This window comes from Mucilaginibacter sp. A5337, assembly GCF_059690695.1.
Map to the genome: position 1 here is coordinate 694,265 of NZ_JCAWEC010000002.1, position 20,418 is coordinate 714,682.

The window sequence follows — 20,418 nt, forward strand, 5'->3', positions numbered from 1 at the left end:
CAAATATGCACTACCGCAAGATCATTTTATCGGTTTTAATTACTTGTTTTACTACATCCTTTGCGTTTGCGCAAAAGGAAGCGCTTAAGGTTGTGGTAAATAACCTGGCTTTTTATAAACAGAAAAACGACCTGAAGTATTTGGCCGCAGCCAAAAAATCTGCAGATAGTTTGATCATTACAAAGTCGGATACGGCTGATATAGAAAAGAATCTTTACAGGGCTATTGTAAATACAAGTATCCTGTATATTGATTCGCTAAACAAGCTTGGTATGCCCGCGGATATGCTGGATAAAACTACCAAACTGGTTGACAGGTTATCTGGCATGAGCAAAATTTTCAAGTACCAGTCAGAGCTTGATTACACCAAGCGGTGTTTGGCTAATGTTTATATCCGGAAAGGGTTTGAAGCTGTAAATAATTCGGATTTTGCCAATGCCAGAACTTCGTTTGAAAACGCGAAGAAGTATGCGCCGGGGATGAACCAGATCAATACTTATATTGCCTTTTCGAACAACAAAGCCGGTAATTTGCAGGATGCAGCCAGGTACTATACAACCATGCTGCAGGTTGACAGTGCCCGTACTGAGTATATCGAAACCGCATCAAATATCTACAAATCATTAGGCGATACAACTAAGGCGTTACAAATACTCCAAAAAGGTCGAAAAATTTTGCCGAATGACCGTTTTTTGCTGCTTGACGAGGCCAATATTTATAACAATAAGAAAAATTACAAGGCGTTAGAGCCCTTAATTGGCCCACTGCTTGATATTAATGCAAATAACGCCGATATTGCATTTGTAGCTGCTAATTGCTATGATCATTTAGATAAATTTGACCAGGCGGAATCTCTCTATTTACACGCCATTGAACTGAGCGGAACATATTTTGACCCGGTATTTAATTTAGGGTTATTATATTTAAAACAAAGCTCAACTACAAAAGGGGAGAGGAGCATCCAGGATCTGGGACGTGCTATACAATGGCTTGAAAAGGCTAATGAAATATCGCCCAACAACGTCAATAGCCTGCAGGCTTTGCAACTGGCATATGCCAAAACCAATAACCAGGATCAGTTAGACAGAATAAACAATAAACTAAAACAGTTAACCAATCAATAATAATCATGAAAATCAAACTTTTGATGGCGGGCCTGTTAGGCTTAGTTTCAGCAACAGCTTTTGCGCAAAAAGGTGAGTTAAATACCGCAAAAGAAGAATACGAAAAATATTCGGGTTTAAGGGGCCAGCCGGCAATGGCATCAATGGCAGGTAAAAGCCTTACCACTGCGAAAGAATCAATTGACAAAGCCTCAGTCAATGAAAAAACCGCTACATTACCGCTTACTTATGCTGTAAAAGGTTCAATTTACTCGGCTTTAGCTGTTCAGGACACTGTGCCAACCACTTCATTGCCGCTATTTACTACTGCCGAAGAAGCTTTGAAAAAAGCTAAAGAGGTTGATACCAAAGGGGAAAATAAAAAAATGATTGACGAGGCATATTTAAACCTTGCCCAATATCAGTTAACCAAAGGTGTTAAAGAATACTCTGCGGGCAAATATGATCTTGCTTACAAGTCATTTGACTTTTACCGTACGGTACTGCCTGAAGATACAAATGCTATCTATTATACAGGCCTTGCAGCAGCAAACGGAAAAAATTACCCCGCCGCAATTTCAAACTACAGCAAACTGGTAACTACTAAATATTCAAAAAATGCCGGTGTTTATCTTGATCTTTCTTCGTTATACCTTGCAAGTAAAGATACCGCAGGTGCGCTTAAAGCTGTATCTGAAGGAGTAAGCAAATATCCGGCGAACAGTGAGCTGCGTAAACGCGAAATCGAGATCAGCTTGCAAACAGGAAAAGAAAAAGAAGTTACCGATAAAATTCAGGCAGCGTTAGCCAACGATCCAAAAAACAAAACTTTGTATTATTATGCTGGTTTAACTTACTCACAAACAGCCGATAATTACGCAAGAGAAGCGGGCTCAACTAAAGATGCGGCTGCAAAAGCTAAATTAAATGCATCAAAAGCCGAAGCCTATGTTAAAGCTGGTGAGATGTATAAAAAAGCCTTAGAAATTGATCCTAACTATTTCGAAGCTAACTTAAACTACGGTTACGTAATTCTCAACCCGGCAATTGATGCTTATAATGCGGCTAATAAATTACCAGCTAACAAACAGAAAGAATATGATGCTGCTATTGCCAAAGCTAAAGCACAGTTTGAACAAGCTAAACCATATTTGGTAAAAGCCGTAGAACTTCAGCCAAAATCAATTGATGCGTTGCAAAACTTGAGAACCTATTACTTAGGTGTTAAAGATGACGCAAATGCTTCAAAATTGAAAGCGCAGATTGACGCATTACCAGCTAATCAATAATATCGAAAGATACTATAAAGAGAGGGGCCTTTTTAAAAGGCCTTTCTCCTAAATACATTATTTAACATAATGTTAATTATGAGAAATAATGTATTGCTGTTTTTTTACATGGATGCTATCAATTTTGGGGTGAAATTATATCGAATTGCACGGGTATACAGATATATATTTACAGGCGTTCACAGGTATGTAAAGTAATTGAAAGGTAGTTTACAATTTAAGAGTCAATAAAGTTGTGTGGGCTGCTGATAAGTATGAATTAAATATATTTGATATAGCAAAATGCCGCAATAGCCGACTCGTAATTATTGCTTTTTGATCGAACTACATTTGTATTAAAAAGTTTATTTAAACAATAGACCTTTCGATCAGATTGATAAGAAATGTGAGTCATATGGCGAAGCACTGTGCGATAATCGAAAAGCACGCCGGACTTTCAGTATTTATTAAAACATCAGGCTCGCCGCGACGAAAAATCCAATTTATAATACCTCTGCAAAAAAATTACTTTTTATATGGTAACAGATCAGAACTTGATGGTTAGCATTTGTTGTACAACTTATAACCATAAAGATTTTATCAGTCAAACTATCGAGAGTTTCCTGATGCAGGAAACTAATTTTAGATATGAGATTGTTGTTGGCGATGATTGTTCAACCGACGGCACGACTGAGATACTGAGATCATACAAGGAAAAATATCCTGATAAAATCAAGATCATATATCCGGAAAAAAACCGCGGAGCTCATTTAAATACAATTAATACCATCAAAGCATGTGAAGGAAAATACATTGCCCTCTGTGACGGTGATGACTTTTGGACAAGCCCTCAAAAGTTGCAAAAGCAAGTCGATTTCCTGGAAAATAACCCGGAATATATTATTTGTTGCCACTATACAAGAGTAATTGACATCAACAATAATACCCTGAATATCGAGTCAAATCCTGTACCGCTTGAATATACTTATCACGATTTACTGGTTGGCCGACAGGTAGAAACTAAAACCGCTACAGTTGTATATCATAACATCCCTGAAGTGCACGAATTGTTTCAGGAACAATGGTATACCAGTTGCTATGCGGCCGATAAGTTCTTTAAAATTTTTGCCACATTTAATACCGGTCGTAAAATATATGTGATGCCCGAGGTCATGAGCTGTTATCGCAATCACGTGGGCGGCATTTGGAGTATGATCAAAAATGAAGCCAGGATGGAAATGGTTATCAGTGATTTTAATCTCATTATCAGGCGTTTTCGCTATCGCGGAATGCAAAAGAAAATGCTGCTGCTGTTGTATCTTAAAAGATATATACTATTTGAATTGGGTCGATTTCGGTTACGCAAAGCTTTCGACACAGTAAAATACCTGCTTTAAACTTCATTGCAATTTTTCTTCCTGCTGCGCTATTATCCACCTATACCCTATCGCGTACCCTTGATAAGTATTTTCATTTTAAGGCATAAACTGCCAGTATTATTGGCTAACAAGTACCCCATGCCCTACCCTCAGGGCGTATAATCAATAATTAAATACATAATTAAAAACCACTTATGAGCTATCGAAGTTTCACCATACGTAATAGAAAGGATTGGGACGAATATATAAAGCGGTCATATACACACGAGGGGTTTCATACCTGGTATTATCACTCTTTAAATAATGAAGGCGAGCCTCTTTTATTTGTTTATGAAGAAGATGTAGTTTTTATAGCATTACCCGTAATCAAAAGGAAAATCGAAGGCTCCGAATACTTCGATATGACTTGCGTGTATGGCTATTCAGGGCCTTTATCTAACATATCCCTTGAAAACCTATCAGCCGCAATAACTACACAATTTAAGGTTGCATTTACGGATTTTATGAAAGAAGAATCGGCCATTTGTATCTTTTCAAGATTACATCCGTTCCTCAATCAGCATCATCTGTTAGAAAATATCGGCGGTATTAAGGATAACGGCACAACGCTGTACATTGATCTTTTGATGTCTGAAGAAGATCAACGGAATGGCTACGATAAAAGGCTTGGCCGCCAGATAAGAAGTCTGCGAAAAATGGGCTTTGTTATTAAAGAAGCAGATACAATTCAGGAAATCGAACGTTTTGCTGAAATGTATTATAAAAACATGGATAGGCTGCATGCTTCATCTAATTATTATTTTGATGTTCAGCATTTTATCAATCTTCTTAACGAAGAATACATGAAAAATAAACTGATTTTAATTTACGATGGCCTAAACCTGATGTGCGGGGCGCTCATTTTATTATCAGATAACATAGTTAGAAACCACCTTTCTGCTACTTCTCCCGATTATTTGAGTATTTCTCCGAGTAAGTTACTAACAGACGAAATAAGTATGATTGGGAGAAGATTAGGAAAAAAGATCTTTCACCTTGGTGGCGGCGTTGGCGGAAAAGAGGATTCACTTTTCAATTTCAAAAAGCTATTCTCAAACTTGCAGGTAAAAGACCGGATCTGGTGTTATGTCAATGATGAACCTGCTTATAACGATCTTGTTTTAAGGTCGGGCGTAGAAACCAATCCGGAAATTAAATTCTTTCCATTATATCGTCATCCTAACAGAAAAACACAAGCAACTACCTCTGAGCCCGAAACCACCACAATTGACAACCTTAATTAATTGCAAAATGAAAAATAAGTTTAACTATTCCGATGCTGACCTTGCTGTATTTGACCAGGTAATGGATGAATATGGGTGGATTATATATGAAGACGCCCTGGATGATGCCTTCATTGACGAAATAAGAGATTCATTGGTGCCGGCATATGATGTGAGGCGCAAAATTCAAATTGCTAATGGTATAGGCGACAATATGAATGGAACCCTGCACCACCTTGTTGAACGGGAAAGATTTTCATTGAAGTTTCTTGAACGAAAATATTGCGCAGACCAGATGACGCACTTTTTAAAGGGAAATTACATTATCAATTCATTAGGTGCGGTAATTAATTTAAAAGATGAAAAACCTTATGTGCAGAATATTCACAGGGACATAAGGAGCTTTACCGGAGATTTTAAGGTAATGATTCAGATGATGATCACCTTAGATGAATTCACCGCTGAAAATGGGTCGACCTATTTTTTGTCAGGCTCTCATAAAAAGGATGACAAACCAGAAAGTGATTTCTTTTATCAAAATGCAGATCGCGCTAATACAAAAAAAGGCAGTATTATCTTGTTCGACTCCAATTTATGGCATGCAGCCGGTAAAAACTATACCGACGCAACAAGGCGGACTTTAACCATGGCCTTTACTAAACCTTTTTTCAAACAACAGCTTGACTATCCAAGATTTTTAGGCTATGAATTTGGTGAAGGGCTAAGTGATGACTTAAGGCAAATTTTGGGTTACAAGTCCCGTGTGCCGGAAAACCTGGATGAATATTATCAGCCGGTTGAAAAAAGAATGTATCAACCCGGACAGGGTTGAGTTTGTTTGTGTTCAATACTTCATGTCAATTGTCAGTATTGTTCAATCTTTGATTTTAATATCAGCTAATAGTTAACAACAGTGCTACACTTGTGTTATAAGCTAAAAACAAAATCATGGATCTTAAACTTAATGACAAAACCGCACTTGTAACAGGGTCAACAGCTGGCATTGGTTATGCCATTGCGAAATCACTGGCTAATGAAGGTACTACTGTATATGTAAATGGCCGCAACCAAACCAAGGTTGACGAAGTTGTAAAAAAGCTGATTGCAGAAACCGGCAATAATAAGATTAAAGGCATTGCTGCTGATTTTTCAAATATTGTGCAAGTTGAAGCATTGACAGCACAATTGCCGGAAGTTGATATCCTGGTAAACAATGTTGGCATTTTTGAACCCAAGCCATTTGCCGAAATTACTGACGACGATTGGCTGAGATTTTTTGAAGTTAATGTACTAAGCGGGGTTCGTTTATCAAGGGCTTATTTTGATAAAATGCTCAGCAAAAACTGGGGCCGTATCATTTTTATCTCCAGCGAATCAGCCTATCAGATCCCCGAAGAAATGATCCATTACGGTACTACCAAAACAGCTCAAATTGCAGTTGCACGTGGCCTGGCCGAGCTTACTAAAAGCACTGGCGTTACTGTAAATACCGTTTTGCCGGGCCCAACATTATCTGAGGGCGTTGGTGATTTCATTGAGGCTTTGGCCAAAGATCAGGGTTTAAGCAATACTGAGGTAGAAAAAGAATTTTTTACCAATGTGCGTGGCACCTCATTAATAAAACGCTTTATTACTACCGATGAAATTGCCAGCATGGTTACCTATATTGCCAGTCCGCTATCGGCGGCAACTAATGGCGCAACTTTACGCGCTGATGGCGGTGTTATAAAAACCGCATTCTAAAATTTAAAAAGAAAAACGCATAAAAAATCCCGGTCTGGTGAAATACCCGGCCGGGATTTTTTATGCATTTTTAATTACTAATGCTTCGTAGTATCTTTTTTTGCAGTGTCTGTTTTTGCCGTGTCAGTAGCAGCCGGTGCAGGTGCACTCTGGCTTGTTGAATCCATTTTTGTACTATCGGAGCCATCACCTGCTTTTTTTTCCGAACTGCAGCTTGTTGCAATGGCGCCGATCATTGCCGCGACAAGTGCGAAACTTAAAAATTGCTTTTTCATAGTTATTTGCTTTTGATTAAATGATCAATTGATGTTGAACCATACTATTAACCAAGCTTTAACCGTATTGTTTACCGGCAATTCTGGATTTTATTATCTTTTATTTTTAAACATAGGCCTGTTTGATCCACATTTGCCGCTTATTGTTTGATTTTTTTCTGATCTTTAAGCGCTATGGTAGTATCCGAAGGATTATTAAAGTGGGTAATGCGCTTCTACCCTCCTCTCCTTTTCCAGCGTATCTGGGTAGTTAAATTCAGTAAAGGTTATCGCGGCGTTAAGGTAAGGATCAGGAAGAGTTTTCTTAATAAAAACTACAATAACTCAATTTTTGGCGGTACGCTTTTCTCGGCCGCAGATCCTTTTTACCCTATCCTGTTTTATCAAATATTTAGCCATAAAGGCTATAAACTTACGGTGTGGTCAAAATCGGCAACAGTAAAATATGCAAAGCCTGCAGCAACAAATTTATCTTTTAATATCGAACTAACAGACAGCGATATAGCCCAGGCAGAGCATGTTTTAAATACAACCGGGAAATTTATTCGCTCGTTCCCTATTGACATTTACAATAAAGATGGCGAAATATGCGTGTCCCTCATGATTGAGGTATACGTTCGAAACTTAAACTTTATTGATACTACTATATAACTTATACTGATGACTGTAATTATGAATGACGAAGCTTTCGAAAAAAAAGGCTTTACGATCTCAACCGATAAAAACCTGCTTAATGTTGACGTTATTTATGATTACCTCAATAATGAGTCATACTGGGCAAAAGGCATTCCGAGGCAAAAATTAGCCCGGGCTATGGAAAACTCCATGTGTTTCGGTATCTATTTTAATAATGAACAAGCAGGTTTTGCACGCGTTGTTTCTGATAATGCCACCTTTGCGTACATCTGCGATGTGTTTGTTTTGCCCGCTCATCGGGGTAAAGGCCTTTCCAAGTGGCTGGTGCAAACAATTGTTAAGCATCCCGATTTAAAAGGCTTAAGGAGATGGTCGTTGGCTACAAAGGATGCGCACAACCTGTATAGCCAGTTCGGTTTTTCACCCATCTCACGACCTGAAACCTGGATGGAGATTTTTACACCATATATTAAGCCCCAATAAATTAATAAAAAGGCTATGAGTAGAACAAATGTTAAAAAGCTGATTTTTGAAGGAGAAGGTGTAAGCGTCGACTTTAAAAAAACGATAACCAGCTGCGAAAAAATAGCCCGGACAATGGTGTCATTTGCCAACAATAAAGGTGGCAAGCTACTTATCGGCGTAACTGATGATGGCACGATAAAAGGCGTGAAATCGGAAGACGAAGAAAAGTACATGATAACAAAAGCGGCACATTTATTTTCGCGTCCCGCTCTTGAACCTACGTTCGAAGAAATTTATTTTGATGATAAGCTTGTGTTGGTTGTTGATACACCGGCAAGTGAATTGAAGCCACATTACGCCCTTGCCGAAGATGGTAAATGGTGGGCGTATGTACGTGTAAAAGATAAAAGCGTACTGGCCAGTAAAATTGTACTGGAGGTTTTGAAACGCTCATCAAATGACCAGGGCGTTTTAATTGAATATTCTGAAAACGAAAGCACCTTGCTCGGTCATTTAGAAAAGGCAGGCCGCATAACCATAAAAGAATGCAGCGAACTACTTAAAGTTGGGCGACGCCGTGCTCAGAATGTACTTGTTGACCTGATATTATCGGGCCTGATCAAGATCAACACAACCGAAAAGGAAGAATATTATACAGCCTGCTGACTTTTGTGTGTGCCCAAATGGTTACTTTTGCGCTCCTGTTGCCTGAGTAATTATGAGAGCCGTTTACCAAAAATACAAGCCTTATTATCTTGAAAGCCTTAAGCTGGCTATCCCGGTAATTATATCAAACGTTGGGCATACGCTTGTTCAAATGTCTGATACTATTATCGTAGGGCACTTTGCAGGCACCGTTTCGTTAGCTGCAGTATCAACGGTAAACAGCCTTTTCATGGTTCCGTTAGTTATTGGCATGGGCATCTCCTATGGGCTAACACCGCTCGTTGCTCAAAATAACGGCCGTAAAAATTATAAAGAATGTGGGCTGCTATTGTCCAATAGCTTATTTCTGAATATCCTGAGTGGGATTATCCTGTTTTGTGGAATTTACTTTGGTACGATGTTGCTTATCGGGCATCTTGATCAATCGCCGGAGGTTGTGAAAGAAGCCAGGCCTTATTTATTCTTGCTTAGCTTGTCCTTGATTCCGCTGCTTATCTTCAATACGTTTAAACAGTTTGCCGAAGGCCTGGGCTTTACCAGGCAAGCCATGATGATATCCATATGGGGTAATTTGATCAATATCTTATTGGGGATAACTTTTGTTAAAGGCTTGTTCGGTATTCAACCAATGGGCATCAGGGGCGTTGGTTACAGTACACTCATTGATAGATGTGTAATGGCTACCGTAATGGGAATTTATGTTTTCCGTTCGAAGAATTTCAAAGCCTATTTAACTGATTTCGCTATCAAAAATATCGACAGATTGCGGGGGATTCAAATCATGAAAATCGGGGCGCCCGTGGCTATGCAATATACTTTTGAGATCAGTGCTTTTGGTGGTGCGGCTTTACTGGTTGGCACCATTGGTGTGGTGGCACAGGCAGCACACCAGGTAACTATCACTATGGCGTCGATGACCTACATGATGGCCAGTGGTATCGGCGCTGCCGCCGCTATCAAATCGGGGAATTATTTTGGTGTTAGCGACCATCGCAATTTAAGGCTGGCTGCTATCTCCAATTACCATATCGTATTGCTGTTCATGTGTTTTACAGCAATAGTATTTGCCCTGGCAAGAAATCTTTTACCATGGATAATTACTTCTGATAAAGAGGTAATAGTTATTGCATCACAGCTACTTATCATTGCAGCTTTCTTTCAATTATTTGATGGGGCACAGGTTGTTGGTCTGGGTATACTAAGGGGTATGGGGGATGTAAATATCCCAACTGTTATTACCTTTCTGGCTTATTGGGTGATAGGTTTACCTGTTGGCTACCTGCTCGGTATCCAATTTAACCTTGGGGTATATGGGGTGTGGTATGGTCTTGTACTTGGCCTCGGAACTGCATCAATACTTTTGTTTGCGCGCTTCAGTCTGCTTAGTAAAAAGCACAAGATTAAACCGGTAATACCTATAATTGCAAAAGACTAAAAATAGAGGTCGACAGCAACCTTGAAGGTATTACAATGCGCATCAACAATATCCTTAATTTGGGGCGAGTAACCGCCTCCCATGCTTACCTGTACCGGGATATTACGCTTAATGCACTGCTCAAAAACAAACTGATCACGGGCCTTGCATGCTTCTTTACTTAAGGCAAGCTTACCCAGCTTATCCGTTGCCAAAATATCGACACCTGACAGGTAAAAGATAAAATCCGGCCGCTGTTGTTCAATCAATCCCGGTAATGTTGTTTCGAGGATATCAAGAAATTCGTCATCGCCAACGCCGTCCTGTAAAGCAATATCCAGGTCAGATCGCTCTTTTCTGTAAGGGAAATTATTAGCCCCATGCATGGAGAAAGTGAAAACCTCCGGTTTGTTTTCGAAGATCTCGGCAGTGCCATTGCCCTGGTGCACATCTAAATCAATTATTAAGATGGATTTAGCTAATTTATTATGCAATAGATAATTAGCTGAAATTGCCTGGTCATTTAATAAGCAAAATCCCTCTCCCCAGTCGCTGCCCGCATGATGGGTTCCACCTGCAACGTTAAAAGCAATTCCATTTTTAAAAGCATAATGGCAGCCATCAATCGTACCCTTAGCTATCCTTATTTCACGCTCCACCAGCCTTGCTGATAAAGGAAAGCCTGTGCGTCGCTGTTCTTTTGGCGGCAAAGCTAAATCACGAAGTTGATGCCAATAACTTTCATCATGTGTTAGGATGATAATATCCTCGGTAAGTAACTCCGGCGAAAACAGGTTATCTTTACTAATTACACCTTCGTGCAATAACTGCGCCGGGATTAACTCATACTTCAGCATCGGAAAGCGGTGGCCTTCGGGTAGCGGATGAGCATAAATTGGATCGTAAGCTATTTTGAGCATGCCTCTTATCCTATCAACTCCCCTACGTGCTTCTGGATGTTTTCGCAAATACTATCCAAAGGCAAGTCATTAGCGTCACGACCAAAGGGATCTTCAATTTCTTCGGCCAATAACTCAATACTTGCAAAAACAAAAAGTATAAAACCAATTATCGGAATGATAAAGTATTTAAGATCAAAGGCCCAGGTAAAGGGTAGCGTCATGATATAAGTAAAGATAAATTTCTTTATAAATACATTATATGAAAACGGAATAGGTGTTTTCTTAATGCGTTCGCAAGCACCACAAATATCTGTAAAAGAAGTTATTTCGGCAGTTATGCTAAACAATTGCTCCGGGTTAATAATGCCATCTTTGTTTAACCGGTAAATGTTTTTGATCATTTCGGATGCTACCTGGTTAGGTACATGTTTTTTGGCATCGATATCAATAAAGGGTTGATCTTCGGATACATATTCATCTCTTAAATGATCACGGAGTGCCCGTGCATAACGCGGGATGATGTAATTAAAAAAAGCAAGGTCCTCCTCGCTAATCAGGTGTTTTAGCTTAATGGCAAGATTGCGGCTGTTATTAACCAGACTCCCCCAGATCTTGCGTCCTTCCCACCAGCGGTCATATGCCGAATTGATCCGGAACGCCAACAGTAATGAAAATACAAAACCAATTGTTTGATGAATAAAGATTACCTTTTTGAGTATGCTTGTATCGGGCAGATGCCAAAAATCGATCAGCAGATAAGTAACGACACCGGCATAAGCGCTCACTGCAATCATAAGCGGAAACAGCTCACGCAGCGTTTCGGCTTTGTTTATTTTAAAGATGAATGAAAACCACTCTTTAGGATTGTAATAAACCATATTTTAAATTTAAACAGCTTTTAATGCATCAGCCATCAGTTTGGCTGTTTTGTAAACATCCTCAAATGTATTGTAAAGTGGCACCGGACTCAGGCGGATCACATCAGGCTCGCGCCAATCGCTTATCACACCGTTTTGTGCAAGATAGTTGAAAATAGCTTTGGCATTTCGTTTACAAACTATCGAAAGCTGGCAGCCGCGGGCAGCCGGATCGGCCGGAGTAATAATCCTGTAAACCTCTTCGCCCTGCTCCTTATTGATCTCTCGAATTAAGAACTCCAAATAGCCCGTTAAACGAACGCTTTTTTGGCGGATGGTATTTAATCCTTTCACGTCATCGAAAATTGCCATAGAGGCTTTAAATAAAGCGAGAAGCGGAATTGGGCTTGTACTTACCTGCCAACCGGCCGCACCAACCTCCGGATCAAAGCCCGGAGCCATCAGAAACTGCTTATCACGGCGATATCCCCACCAGCCTGCAAACCTGTTAAGTTCTTTCCCGGTAAAGTGCCGCTCATGTACAAAAATGCCGCTTATCCCGCCAGGTCCGGAGTTCATATATTTGTACGAACACCAGCAGGCGAAGTCTGCACCCCAGTTGTGCAGCTGTACGGGTACATTGCCCGCAGCATGAGCCAGATCAAAACCGGCATAAGCCCCTGCTGCATGGGCCGCATCGGTTATTGCTTTCAGATCAAAGAATTGTCCGGTATAATAATTGATGCCTCCAAATAACACCAAAGCGAGCTCATTTTTATGTTGATCGATAGTTTGGATGATGTCTTCAGTTCGTAATGTAACCTCACCCTCCCGTGGGAAAATTTCAATTATTGCATCTTCAGGATCAAGATCATGGAACTTCACCTGGCTTTCCATCGCATATTGATCCGAAGGGAAAGCCCCTCCTTCTATGATGATTTTAAAACGTTTATTGTCTGGCTTATAAAAACTTACCATCAGTAAGTGAAGATTTACTGTAAGTGAGTTCATTACAGCAACCTCATTTTCCTGCGCACCAACAATGCGGGCAATTGAACCGGTAATTGATTTATGATAGTCAAGCCAGGGATCATCTCCCTGAAACCAACCTTCAACGGCAAGGTTTTTCCAGGTATTTAATTGATCGGCAAGATATTGCTGTGCCGATACAGGCTGCAATCCAAGCGAATTGCCACAAAGATAAACTGCATCTTCCCCGTTATGCTGAGGAATTAAGAAGCGGCTTCTGAAATCTTTAAGCGGGTCCTGCTCATCCTGCTGTCGGGCAAATACCAGATCGTTTTGATAGTTCATTCGCCAATATTACAAAATAGGAAGCTTATTTGTTGGGCTTGCTTACGTAAATATTGCCCTTTACATAGAAACGATAAGGTAACAAGGCATCTTCAGCAGCGTAGGCTACCCCTATCCTCGGACCGGCTTTTATCTGCTCATCAGGAAAAGTTAAACCACGATCTTCAAGCCAGATAGTATCACTTTGCAGACTAAAAGCATTGATATTACGTGAAATGCCTAAAGCCTTAGCTACGGAACCTGGCCCTGCTGTAATATTAGGCTTAAAAACCTGCATATTGCGCCGTACCTGCATGGCTTCAATCCCGTCAGTGGGTTGAATAGCACGGATAAGGATAGCCTGCGGGTGCCCTTCAACAGAAGTAACAATATTGAACATTTCATGAATGCCATAACACAGGTAAACATAAGCGATGCCGCCCTGCATGAACATGGTTTTAGTCCGGGGTGTGTTGCGATTACCAAACGCATGTGATGCCTTATCTACAATACCATTATAAGCCTCTGTTTCAACAATATATCCACCGGTAATTATACCATCAATACAGGTAAATAAATACTTACCTAACAGGTCTTTACTGATGCTCACCACATCATTGCCCAAATAGTAACTTTCAGGTAGCTTCATTTTTTCAGGATCCCCTTCAATAATTTATTGATCTCTTTTGCCTTATCAAAGATCATGATATGCGTGCCGCCCTTAATAATGGTAGCACCTTTTATTCTTTTATAATCAAACACCAGATCCTTATCGCCGGTAATGTGATAGAGATTGGGTGGAATAATTTCGTTTTTCCAATGCAAAATGGCATACATAGCCCATTTCATAAATACCGGTGATGACTTTTTGAGCATATCGCTAAATAACCATGCATCCTCCTGGCTCATGTGACCAAACAAAGGTTTAATCATAAAGCCCATCGAATTAAATACTTTACCCGGAATCATTTTGTAAATGGGTAGTGCGCGGAAGAGCTTAAAATACCCTGGCGCTTCATCGCTGGTCTTAATACTGGAGATCAGGACAACCTTTTCTACCGGTATGAACTTTGCCATTTCAACGGCGATGATCCCACCTAAAGAATTATCAATAAGTACAGAGTTAGGCTTGATATCATGCTGATAAATAAGCCTTTGCGCATAACCAGGTAAAGTATCGTTTAAGTCGGGTTCAACCCAATCTACGGTAATTATTTCATGCTCGTCATTGAGATTGATATTATTGTAGACACGGGTGTCGGCGCCGAGACCAGCGATCAGATAGATCCTGCTCATTAAAAATTAACAAGCTTTACTATTTGCTCAAGATACTGCGCGTCTGTTTCGTTAAACTGATCAAGCAATTCGCTGTCCACATCAAGTACCGCCACAACCTTGTCATCCTTAAATACCGGCACTACAATTTCCGAGCGGGAAAGTGAACTACAGGCAATATGCCCCGGAAATGCATCAACATCGGGTACAACCAATGTTTTAGCCTGCTGCCATGCTGCGCCGCAAACACCTTTCCCCAGGCCAATGCGGGTACATGCTACGGGGCCTTGAAACGGCCCTAATACCAACTCGTTTTCTTTAACCAGGTAAAAGCCTACCCAAAACCATCTAAACTGCTCTTTTAAAGCTGCTGCAACATTGGCCATATTGGCAACGAGGTCAGGTTCGCCGTAAAGTAATGCTTCTATCTGAGGGACAAGTGTTGCGTATTGCTCCGCTTTATCGGTTGATGTATTTATTGTTAGATCTTCTGCCATGATGTAAAAGTAACTATGCTGCGTTGAAAGTAAATAAGGCAAATATCATATTTAATCTTTTATTTAGCATCTGCATGATCGTTAGCCTCACTATAATCCGCTACCGCAAACTATTTATTCCTTTTGCCCTGTTGGCAATGGCTATTCATCGTCTACCTCTGCTGATGCAAAAAGGATGTAGTTTTTACAAGCTTCTTGGCTCAGGTAAAAACGGAACTTTCGACCTTGAACCGGATTGGCAGCAATGGGGCTTATTAGCTTGCTGGGATAGCCGGGAAGATTTTGACGCGTTTTATAACCGGTCGTTCGTATCTTCCTGGTGGCAGCTTTTGGGTACAGAGAGCTGGACAGTAATTTGCCAACCCCTGCAAAGTCACGGAAGCTGGGATGGCAAAGAACCTTTTGGCAAGCCAGACGTAAGCGATATTAGCGGCCCGGTTGCGGTGCTTACCCGTGCTACTATCCGGTTTAACAGACTTAAGAATTTTTGGGCCAATGTTGATACTGTAGCAGATATAATGGCATCCGCTCCAGGCTATGTAAATTCATTTGGCGTTGGCGAAGCGCCAATGTACCGCCAGGCTACATTTTCTGTTTGGGAAAGCCTGGAACACGTAAAAGCTTTTGCATATAAAAGTCCCGAACATGCCGAAGTGATAAAAAGGACAAGAAGCGAAGGCTGGTACAGTGAAGAGCTCTTCGCCCGGTTTAAACTGGTTGCCAGCTTTGGTACCATCAATGGAAAAGATCCGTTAAACGGATTATTGGATAAATAAAAAAGACATGAGAATTATTGCAGAACTCCCCCATCCCGATTTTAAAATTTCTATCCTTAATATGAACAATAAATTTATTGTAAAGATAGAACAGGGCTCCCTTGAGCAAAGTTACAAGATCCCCGAGATGGATTTAACTGATGGTGTTAACAGTGTTTTTGAATTACTTGATGAAGAGTTTTTAAAAAAGATAGCTGCCCGGTTTATCGACATGCGCAACGATTATAAAGACGCTTATTTTAGATATAACTATTAGGATAATAATTGCAAGTATCTAATAATTAGTTATTTATAAAAAATCAAAGCCTAATACAGAATTTAATTTGGCAAATCGATTGCCTTTCGGACAGCGATTGCCTTATCCTTTGGCTCTATCTAAATAGAAAGTTAACTTATTTTAAGTTAAATCACTGATATTTAAAACACTATAATACTAAACAAAATTTTATTCTGCGTTGAATATGGCAGAATAAATGCCAAGTTAAGCCAATAAAAGATCGCAATACCAAAATCCGGAAGGTTTTGAGTCCGCGGCCGAAACACAGGAATCATCGGCATTTTTCGGCGCTGCGTATTCCTTGAAAATCTTTACACCTGTTTTATAGTCGATTGGATTTTTAAATATAGGCCCTTTAAAAGTGAAGGTGTGGAACTCCCCGTTCTCCCCACATACGTCAACATCATCAGGTAAAGCATCAATCAGTTCGCGGGTAATTTCTTTACCAACTATCCTTTCCAAACGCTGTTGGGTACAGGCTATCACCGTTCCAAAACCGCGATTTAAAAACTCATTTATAAGTTCAGATGTATCCCGTTTCCATAACGGATAAATCCCTTTAAGACCAGCTTCGCTTAAACGTGCGTCACGGTAATCTTTCAGGTCCTGCAAAAATATATCACCAAAAACAGAATGGGTTATACCTTCATTTTTGAAATAGGTTAAATGGTGGCGCATGACATCGTCATACTCTTTCATCCCGGGCATTTCGGGCAAGCGGATCTGGTATAATGGAATGCCGATAGCTTCTGCTTGTTTAGTCAGCAATTCTGTCCTTACGCCATGCATTGAAATTCTGTCGACAACATCATTGATCGTAGTTACAAGGTAGACGATTTCCAGGCCAGGATTTTGCAAGCAATGATATAAAGCAAGGGCACTGTCTTTGCCGCCGCTCCAGTTGAAGATACATTTCATATTTAATTGGTGATTTAGTGAGTTGACGAATTAGTGATTTAATCTTTCAATAATTCATTTACTAATGCCGGCACACCTATGGTAGCTTTTTCCTGGATCTTAATTACAGGCCCTTTAACATTTACTGAAGGAATATTAGGATCGATAATGTATTTCGGCACCTCACGATCTACATAGCCGATAAGCCCCGCCGCAGGGTAAACGGCAAGGGAAGAACCTATAAGCATAAATACATCGGCCCCAACACATATCGCAGCTGCATGTTCAATCATCGGCACAGGTTCGCCAAACCAAACTACATGTGCACGCAATTGTGAGCCTAATTCGCAAAGCTCCCCCATTTTAATTTCCCAGCCCTCAATTGGATAAGTAAGCTCGGGTTTTATACTCGATTGCGAACGGGTAATAATACCATGCAGGTGCACTACATTAGTTGAACCCGCGCGTTCATGCAAGTCATCTATGTTTTGGGTGATGATAGTTACTTTATATTTCTCTTCGAGCGCTGCAAGTGCATAATGAGCTGCATTAGGTTTAGCTTCCAGTACTGTTTTACGGCGCTCGTTATAAAATTGCTGTACCAAAACCGGGTTATGTTCCCAGGCTTCGGGCGTAGCTACGTCTTCAATATTATAACCTTCCCACAGACCATCACTGTCCCTGAAGGTTTTTAAGCCACTTTCGGCGCTAATACCGGCACCGGTTAATACTACTAAATTTTTCATTTGATATAAATAGATGATAATTGGTTAGGCCATAAAAAAAGCGGACTGCCTTTCAACAATCCGCTTTAAATTTAAATGCATTTATATTATAAAGCCAATTGCTTTTTGTCCCGAAGAAAAGTGTACTTATTCTTAGCCAATTCAAAACCACCAAAAAGTATTGCACTAAATACCAATGTACCCAATGCCATATTTTTCTCAAACGGAATAGCTTTAATCAATGATTCGCCATAGCCTGCTAAGGTATGCGGATAAAGCGTGCCGTATAACCATGGTAGGTCGGTAATTAACCAGTGAATTAAAACTGTTGCAATTGAGCCTAAAAGCACGTTAACAACGTTTACCCTTTCAAGCAGATTGCCAACAAGCACCATTAATGCAAAGCATAAGTAAACCCATGCAGCTCCGCCGTACCACAAAGTCAGCTTTGACGTGTACAGGTAATTAATCACAATATCTGTTGTAAATAATGTAAGCAATACCGTTGCATAACCTTTCCACTTTGATGCGAAATAAGCACCACCAAATAATGCAATAGCACCCACCGGATTGAAATTACTCAATTCTTTATACTTAAATGCTAAAAGCCTGAATGCGGCAGCAACCACGATCATCAGGATCAGGAACAGGTTGCGGTTGGTGTTATCTTTTGCGGTCATGATTTTATATATGGCGTAAAATTACTTAATAATCCGAACAATAAGCAAACGCTATTTAAATTGATACCTGGCACCAAGCATGAAGTTGATACCACGTGTGTTATATCCTAACCAGTCTACGTATTTAGTATCCAAAACGTTGTTCAGGTCGCCGAAAACATTTAAGTTTTTGGTTGCCTTATATCCCAGGTGCAAATCTACCAGGTTATAGTGCTTCAATGTAATCACTTCTGATCCTGTGTTTGTAAAAGTCAAATCAGTACGGTTACCTGTATATTTGTAGTTAACACCTACCTCAAAATCACTTAAAACATCGTAGCTGATATTAGCGCCGAAAGTACTTTTAGGCCTGCGGTAAAGATTGCTGGTTTGTACACCGGTTTCATCGGTAAGCTTACCTGTTACATAAGCGTAATAGGCAGATGCGTGTATTTTGGTGTCGCGATATTTTAACTCAGTTTCAAAGCCTTTATCTTTTTGCTCTTGTCCGTTTTTATAGAAGGAGCTATACGGCGGGGCCGATTCAGAGAAAAAGTAGATCACATCTTTTGTATTACGCTTAAAAAACTGGGTATTAAATGACAGCGTGTTTTTAACAATCTCCCAATCAAAACCTGCTTCGTATGATGTGGTGATCTCAGGATTTAATTTAGGATTGCCATACTGAGAAAACAACTGATATAGCGAAGGCGACCTGAATGCTGAAGCTATTGTGCCGAAAACTTTAAACTGATCGGCAAGGAACAACGATGGATTGATGGTATAGGTAAACTTGTCGCCATATTTGCTGTGGTTGTTGTACCTGCCGCCTAACTCCATGTGGAAGATATCGTATTTGAAAAACAACGAAGTATAAGCGCTGAAGATGTTATTAGCAGCGTCGCCTGCTTTTATAATGCTTGGCACACCCGGATAGGATGTTGATTCATACAGGCTGTACTGGCTTGTGTTGCTGTATTTAAAGGCCGCGCCGCTGGTAATATCAAAATACTTATTCAATTCATAATTAAACACAGCTTCAGCATTAGTTATACGACCTGTATTTTTTGTAACCTGGTGGGTTCCGTAATTGTCAGACGGCAGGTTATTGAAATCATTTTGAACCGTATTTTGCGACAGGTTCACGTTTAGGTCACCTTTAGGCAAAATCAACTTTGCACCTACTCCGCCAAATAAAAAGGTGTTTTTATAGGTATAATCATTATCATTAGTGAAAGCACCATAAGGCAAATCGCCTGTGTTGTGACTTACCTGCAGGTTTCCGTTCAGGATAAACTTAGATGAAACATTTTGGCTCAAGTTTACACTGGCAGAGCGCTGATGAAAACCATCTTTCTTAAAACCGCCTTTGCCTGTAGTATCTGTAGCAGCGGCAAATCCCTTTGAATCGGTATTTGAAAGATTGATGGCAATATCGGTATTTTTTACACGCCCAATTAATGACGCCGATTCTTTAAATGTATTGTAGCTGCCGCCGGTTAACTGCAAGCCACCGGTTAATCCTTGCTCTTTTGCTTTTTTGGTGATGATATTGATAACGCCAGCTACAGCGTCAGAACCATACAGTGTTGAACCGCTTCCTTTTAAAATCTCGATATGATCTATCATATCCAGCGAAAAGGCATTAAGATCGTAACTGCCGTCAATGCCTGATGCATTGTTTACCGGGAAGCCATCGACAAGGATAAGGGTATTGCCCGATGACGCTCCGCGCAGGAAAACAGAAGTACTGATGCCCGGTGCGTTGTTTGCTCCTGAAAATGTTATGCCTGCAACATTATTTAATAATTGAGGCAATGATTTGCCTTGTGATTTATTGATCTCATCGGCAGAGATTATAGTAACAACGCGACCGATGTCTGACAGTTTTTTAGGCGAACGACTTGCCGTTACTACCACCGTATTTAAAGTGCGTGTGGTGTCCTGTGCATATGCAGCATTGGCTGATAAACCAACAGCTAACAAGCCGAAACCCAAAGTAATTTTAGCGTACTTTTTTTCCATGTATGATTGATAATGTATAAAATA

The 20,418-nt window shown here is 40.2% G+C and carries 23 protein-coding genes; 12 read left to right on the forward strand and 11 right to left on the reverse strand.

Annotated features, from left to right (window positions below):
• The first annotated feature begins 5 nt into the window (after positions 1–5).
• The 6 genes from AC59JO_RS07740 (at position 6) to AC59JO_RS07765 (ending at position 6,755) form a co-directional block, all read left to right on the forward strand.
• Positions 6–1,124: a tetratricopeptide repeat protein gene (locus AC59JO_RS07740; protein WP_413668120.1), complete on the forward strand. Its 1,119-nt coding sequence runs from the start codon at positions 6–8 to the stop codon at positions 1,122–1,124.
• Between the two features lie 5 nt (positions 1,125–1,129).
• Positions 1,130–2,392, forward strand: a complete 1,263-nt coding sequence (locus AC59JO_RS07745) for a tetratricopeptide repeat protein (RefSeq protein WP_413668121.1) — start codon at positions 1,130–1,132, stop codon at positions 2,390–2,392.
• Between the two features lie 515 nt (positions 2,393–2,907).
• Positions 2,908–3,768, forward strand: coding sequence for a glycosyltransferase family 2 protein (locus tag AC59JO_RS07750; RefSeq protein ID WP_413668122.1), 861 nt, complete (start codon positions 2,908–2,910; stop codon positions 3,766–3,768).
• 176 nt (positions 3,769–3,944) lie between these two features.
• The gene (locus AC59JO_RS07755; RefSeq protein ID WP_413668123.1) at positions 3,945–5,033 is read left to right on the forward strand and encodes a GNAT family N-acetyltransferase; all 1,089 of its coding nucleotides are present in this window, start codon (positions 3,945–3,947) and stop codon (positions 5,031–5,033) included.
• Positions 5,034–5,040: 7 nt separating this feature from the next.
• Positions 5,041–5,844: a phytanoyl-CoA dioxygenase family protein gene (locus tag AC59JO_RS07760; protein ID WP_413668124.1), complete on the forward strand. Its 804-nt coding sequence runs from the start codon at positions 5,041–5,043 to the stop codon at positions 5,842–5,844.
• Positions 5,845–5,960: 116 nt separating this feature from the next.
• On the forward strand, positions 5,961–6,755 hold the full coding sequence (locus AC59JO_RS07765; RefSeq protein ID WP_413668125.1) for an SDR family NAD(P)-dependent oxidoreductase: 795 nt from the start codon (positions 5,961–5,963) through the stop codon (positions 6,753–6,755).
• Between the two features lie 77 nt (positions 6,756–6,832).
• On the opposite strand, the gene AC59JO_RS07770 is transcribed toward AC59JO_RS07765, so the two are convergent.
• Entirely contained in the window at positions 6,833–7,030 is a 198-nt protein-coding gene (locus tag AC59JO_RS07770; protein ID WP_413668126.1) for a hypothetical protein, read from the reverse strand.
• Positions 7,031–7,204: 174 nt separating this feature from the next.
• Between AC59JO_RS07770 and AC59JO_RS07775 the strand changes: the two genes are divergently transcribed.
• Genes AC59JO_RS07775 through AC59JO_RS07790 form a run of 4 tightly spaced genes read left to right on the forward strand, consistent with a single transcriptional unit; the run spans position 7,205 to position 10,232 of the window.
• A complete protein-coding gene (locus tag AC59JO_RS07775) occupies positions 7,205–7,681 on the forward strand; it encodes a DUF4442 domain-containing protein (RefSeq protein ID WP_413668127.1) in 477 nt (158 codons plus the stop codon).
• A gap of 9 nt (positions 7,682–7,690) precedes the next feature.
• Positions 7,691–8,149, forward strand: a complete 459-nt coding sequence (locus AC59JO_RS07780) for a GNAT family N-acetyltransferase (RefSeq protein WP_413668128.1) — start codon at positions 7,691–7,693, stop codon at positions 8,147–8,149.
• A gap of 15 nt (positions 8,150–8,164) precedes the next feature.
• Positions 8,165–8,797, forward strand: coding sequence for an AlbA family DNA-binding domain-containing protein (locus AC59JO_RS07785; protein WP_413668129.1), 633 nt, complete (start codon positions 8,165–8,167; stop codon positions 8,795–8,797).
• 52 nt (positions 8,798–8,849) lie between these two features.
• Positions 8,850–10,232, forward strand: coding sequence for an MATE family efflux transporter (locus AC59JO_RS07790; RefSeq protein WP_413668130.1), 1,383 nt, complete (start codon positions 8,850–8,852; stop codon positions 10,230–10,232).
• Here AC59JO_RS07790 and AC59JO_RS07795 read toward each other — a convergent pair.
• Genes AC59JO_RS07795 through AC59JO_RS07820 form a run of 6 tightly spaced genes read right to left on the reverse strand, consistent with a single transcriptional unit; the run spans position 10,229 to position 15,035 of the window.
• Positions 10,229–11,131 carry a histone deacetylase family protein gene (locus AC59JO_RS07795; RefSeq protein WP_497304516.1) on the reverse strand — a complete coding sequence of 301 codons (903 nt, stop codon included), beginning with the start codon at positions 11,129–11,131 and terminating at the stop codon, positions 10,229–10,231. The two genes, AC59JO_RS07790 and AC59JO_RS07795, sit on opposite strands and share 4 nt — an antisense overlap.
• Before the next feature lie 5 nt (positions 11,132–11,136).
• Complete coding sequence (locus tag AC59JO_RS07800; protein WP_413668132.1) at positions 11,137–11,991, reverse strand: bestrophin family protein; 855 nt, start codon at positions 11,989–11,991, stop codon at positions 11,137–11,139.
• 9 nt (positions 11,992–12,000) lie between these two features.
• Positions 12,001–13,284: a kynureninase gene (gene kynU / locus AC59JO_RS07805; RefSeq protein ID WP_497304518.1), complete on the reverse strand. Its 1,284-nt coding sequence runs from the start codon at positions 13,282–13,284 to the stop codon at positions 12,001–12,003.
• Positions 13,285–13,309: 25 nt separating this feature from the next.
• On the reverse strand, positions 13,310–13,912 hold the full coding sequence (locus tag AC59JO_RS07810; RefSeq protein ID WP_497304520.1) for a DNA-3-methyladenine glycosylase: 603 nt from the start codon (positions 13,910–13,912) through the stop codon (positions 13,310–13,312).
• The gene (locus AC59JO_RS07815) at positions 13,909–14,559 is read right to left on the reverse strand and encodes an alpha/beta fold hydrolase (protein WP_497304522.1); all 651 of its coding nucleotides are present in this window, start codon (positions 14,557–14,559) and stop codon (positions 13,909–13,911) included. Before AC59JO_RS07815 ends, AC59JO_RS07810 begins: the two co-directional genes overlap by 4 nt.
• On the reverse strand, positions 14,559–15,035 hold the full coding sequence (locus AC59JO_RS07820) for a GAF domain-containing protein (RefSeq protein ID WP_413668136.1): 477 nt from the start codon (positions 15,033–15,035) through the stop codon (positions 14,559–14,561). The genes AC59JO_RS07815 and AC59JO_RS07820 overlap by 1 nt, the downstream gene beginning before the upstream one ends.
• 74 nt (positions 15,036–15,109) lie before the next feature.
• Here AC59JO_RS07820 and AC59JO_RS07825 point away from each other — a divergent pair, with 74 nt between their 5' ends.
• The gene (locus AC59JO_RS07825; protein WP_413668137.1) at positions 15,110–15,811 is read left to right on the forward strand and encodes a DUF3291 domain-containing protein; all 702 of its coding nucleotides are present in this window, start codon (positions 15,110–15,112) and stop codon (positions 15,809–15,811) included.
• A gap of 7 nt (positions 15,812–15,818) precedes the next feature.
• Positions 15,819–16,067 (forward strand): hypothetical protein, encoded by a 249-nt coding sequence (locus AC59JO_RS07830; protein WP_413668138.1) that lies wholly within the window; start codon positions 15,819–15,821, stop codon positions 16,065–16,067.
• A gap of 225 nt (positions 16,068–16,292) precedes the next feature.
• On the opposite strand, the gene AC59JO_RS07835 is transcribed toward AC59JO_RS07830, so the two are convergent.
• The 4 genes from AC59JO_RS07835 to AC59JO_RS07850 all read right to left on the reverse strand — a co-directional run bounded on the left by AC59JO_RS07835 (position 16,293) and on the right by AC59JO_RS07850 (position 20,394).
• Complete coding sequence (locus AC59JO_RS07835; protein ID WP_497304524.1) at positions 16,293–17,006, reverse strand: Dph6-related ATP pyrophosphatase; 714 nt, start codon at positions 17,004–17,006, stop codon at positions 16,293–16,295.
• A gap of 38 nt (positions 17,007–17,044) precedes the next feature.
• On the reverse strand, positions 17,045–17,731 hold the full coding sequence (locus AC59JO_RS07840; RefSeq protein ID WP_497304526.1) for an SIR2 family NAD-dependent protein deacylase: 687 nt from the start codon (positions 17,729–17,731) through the stop codon (positions 17,045–17,047).
• 86 nt (positions 17,732–17,817) lie between these two features.
• Positions 17,818–18,390 carry a DUF6580 family putative transport protein gene (locus tag AC59JO_RS07845; protein ID WP_497304528.1) on the reverse strand — a complete coding sequence of 191 codons (573 nt, stop codon included), beginning with the start codon at positions 18,388–18,390 and terminating at the stop codon, positions 17,818–17,820.
• A gap of 51 nt (positions 18,391–18,441) precedes the next feature.
• Positions 18,442–20,394, reverse strand: a complete 1,953-nt coding sequence (locus AC59JO_RS07850) for a TonB-dependent receptor plug domain-containing protein (RefSeq protein ID WP_413668142.1) — start codon at positions 20,392–20,394, stop codon at positions 18,442–18,444.
• Positions 20,395–20,418: the final 24 nt, after the last annotated feature.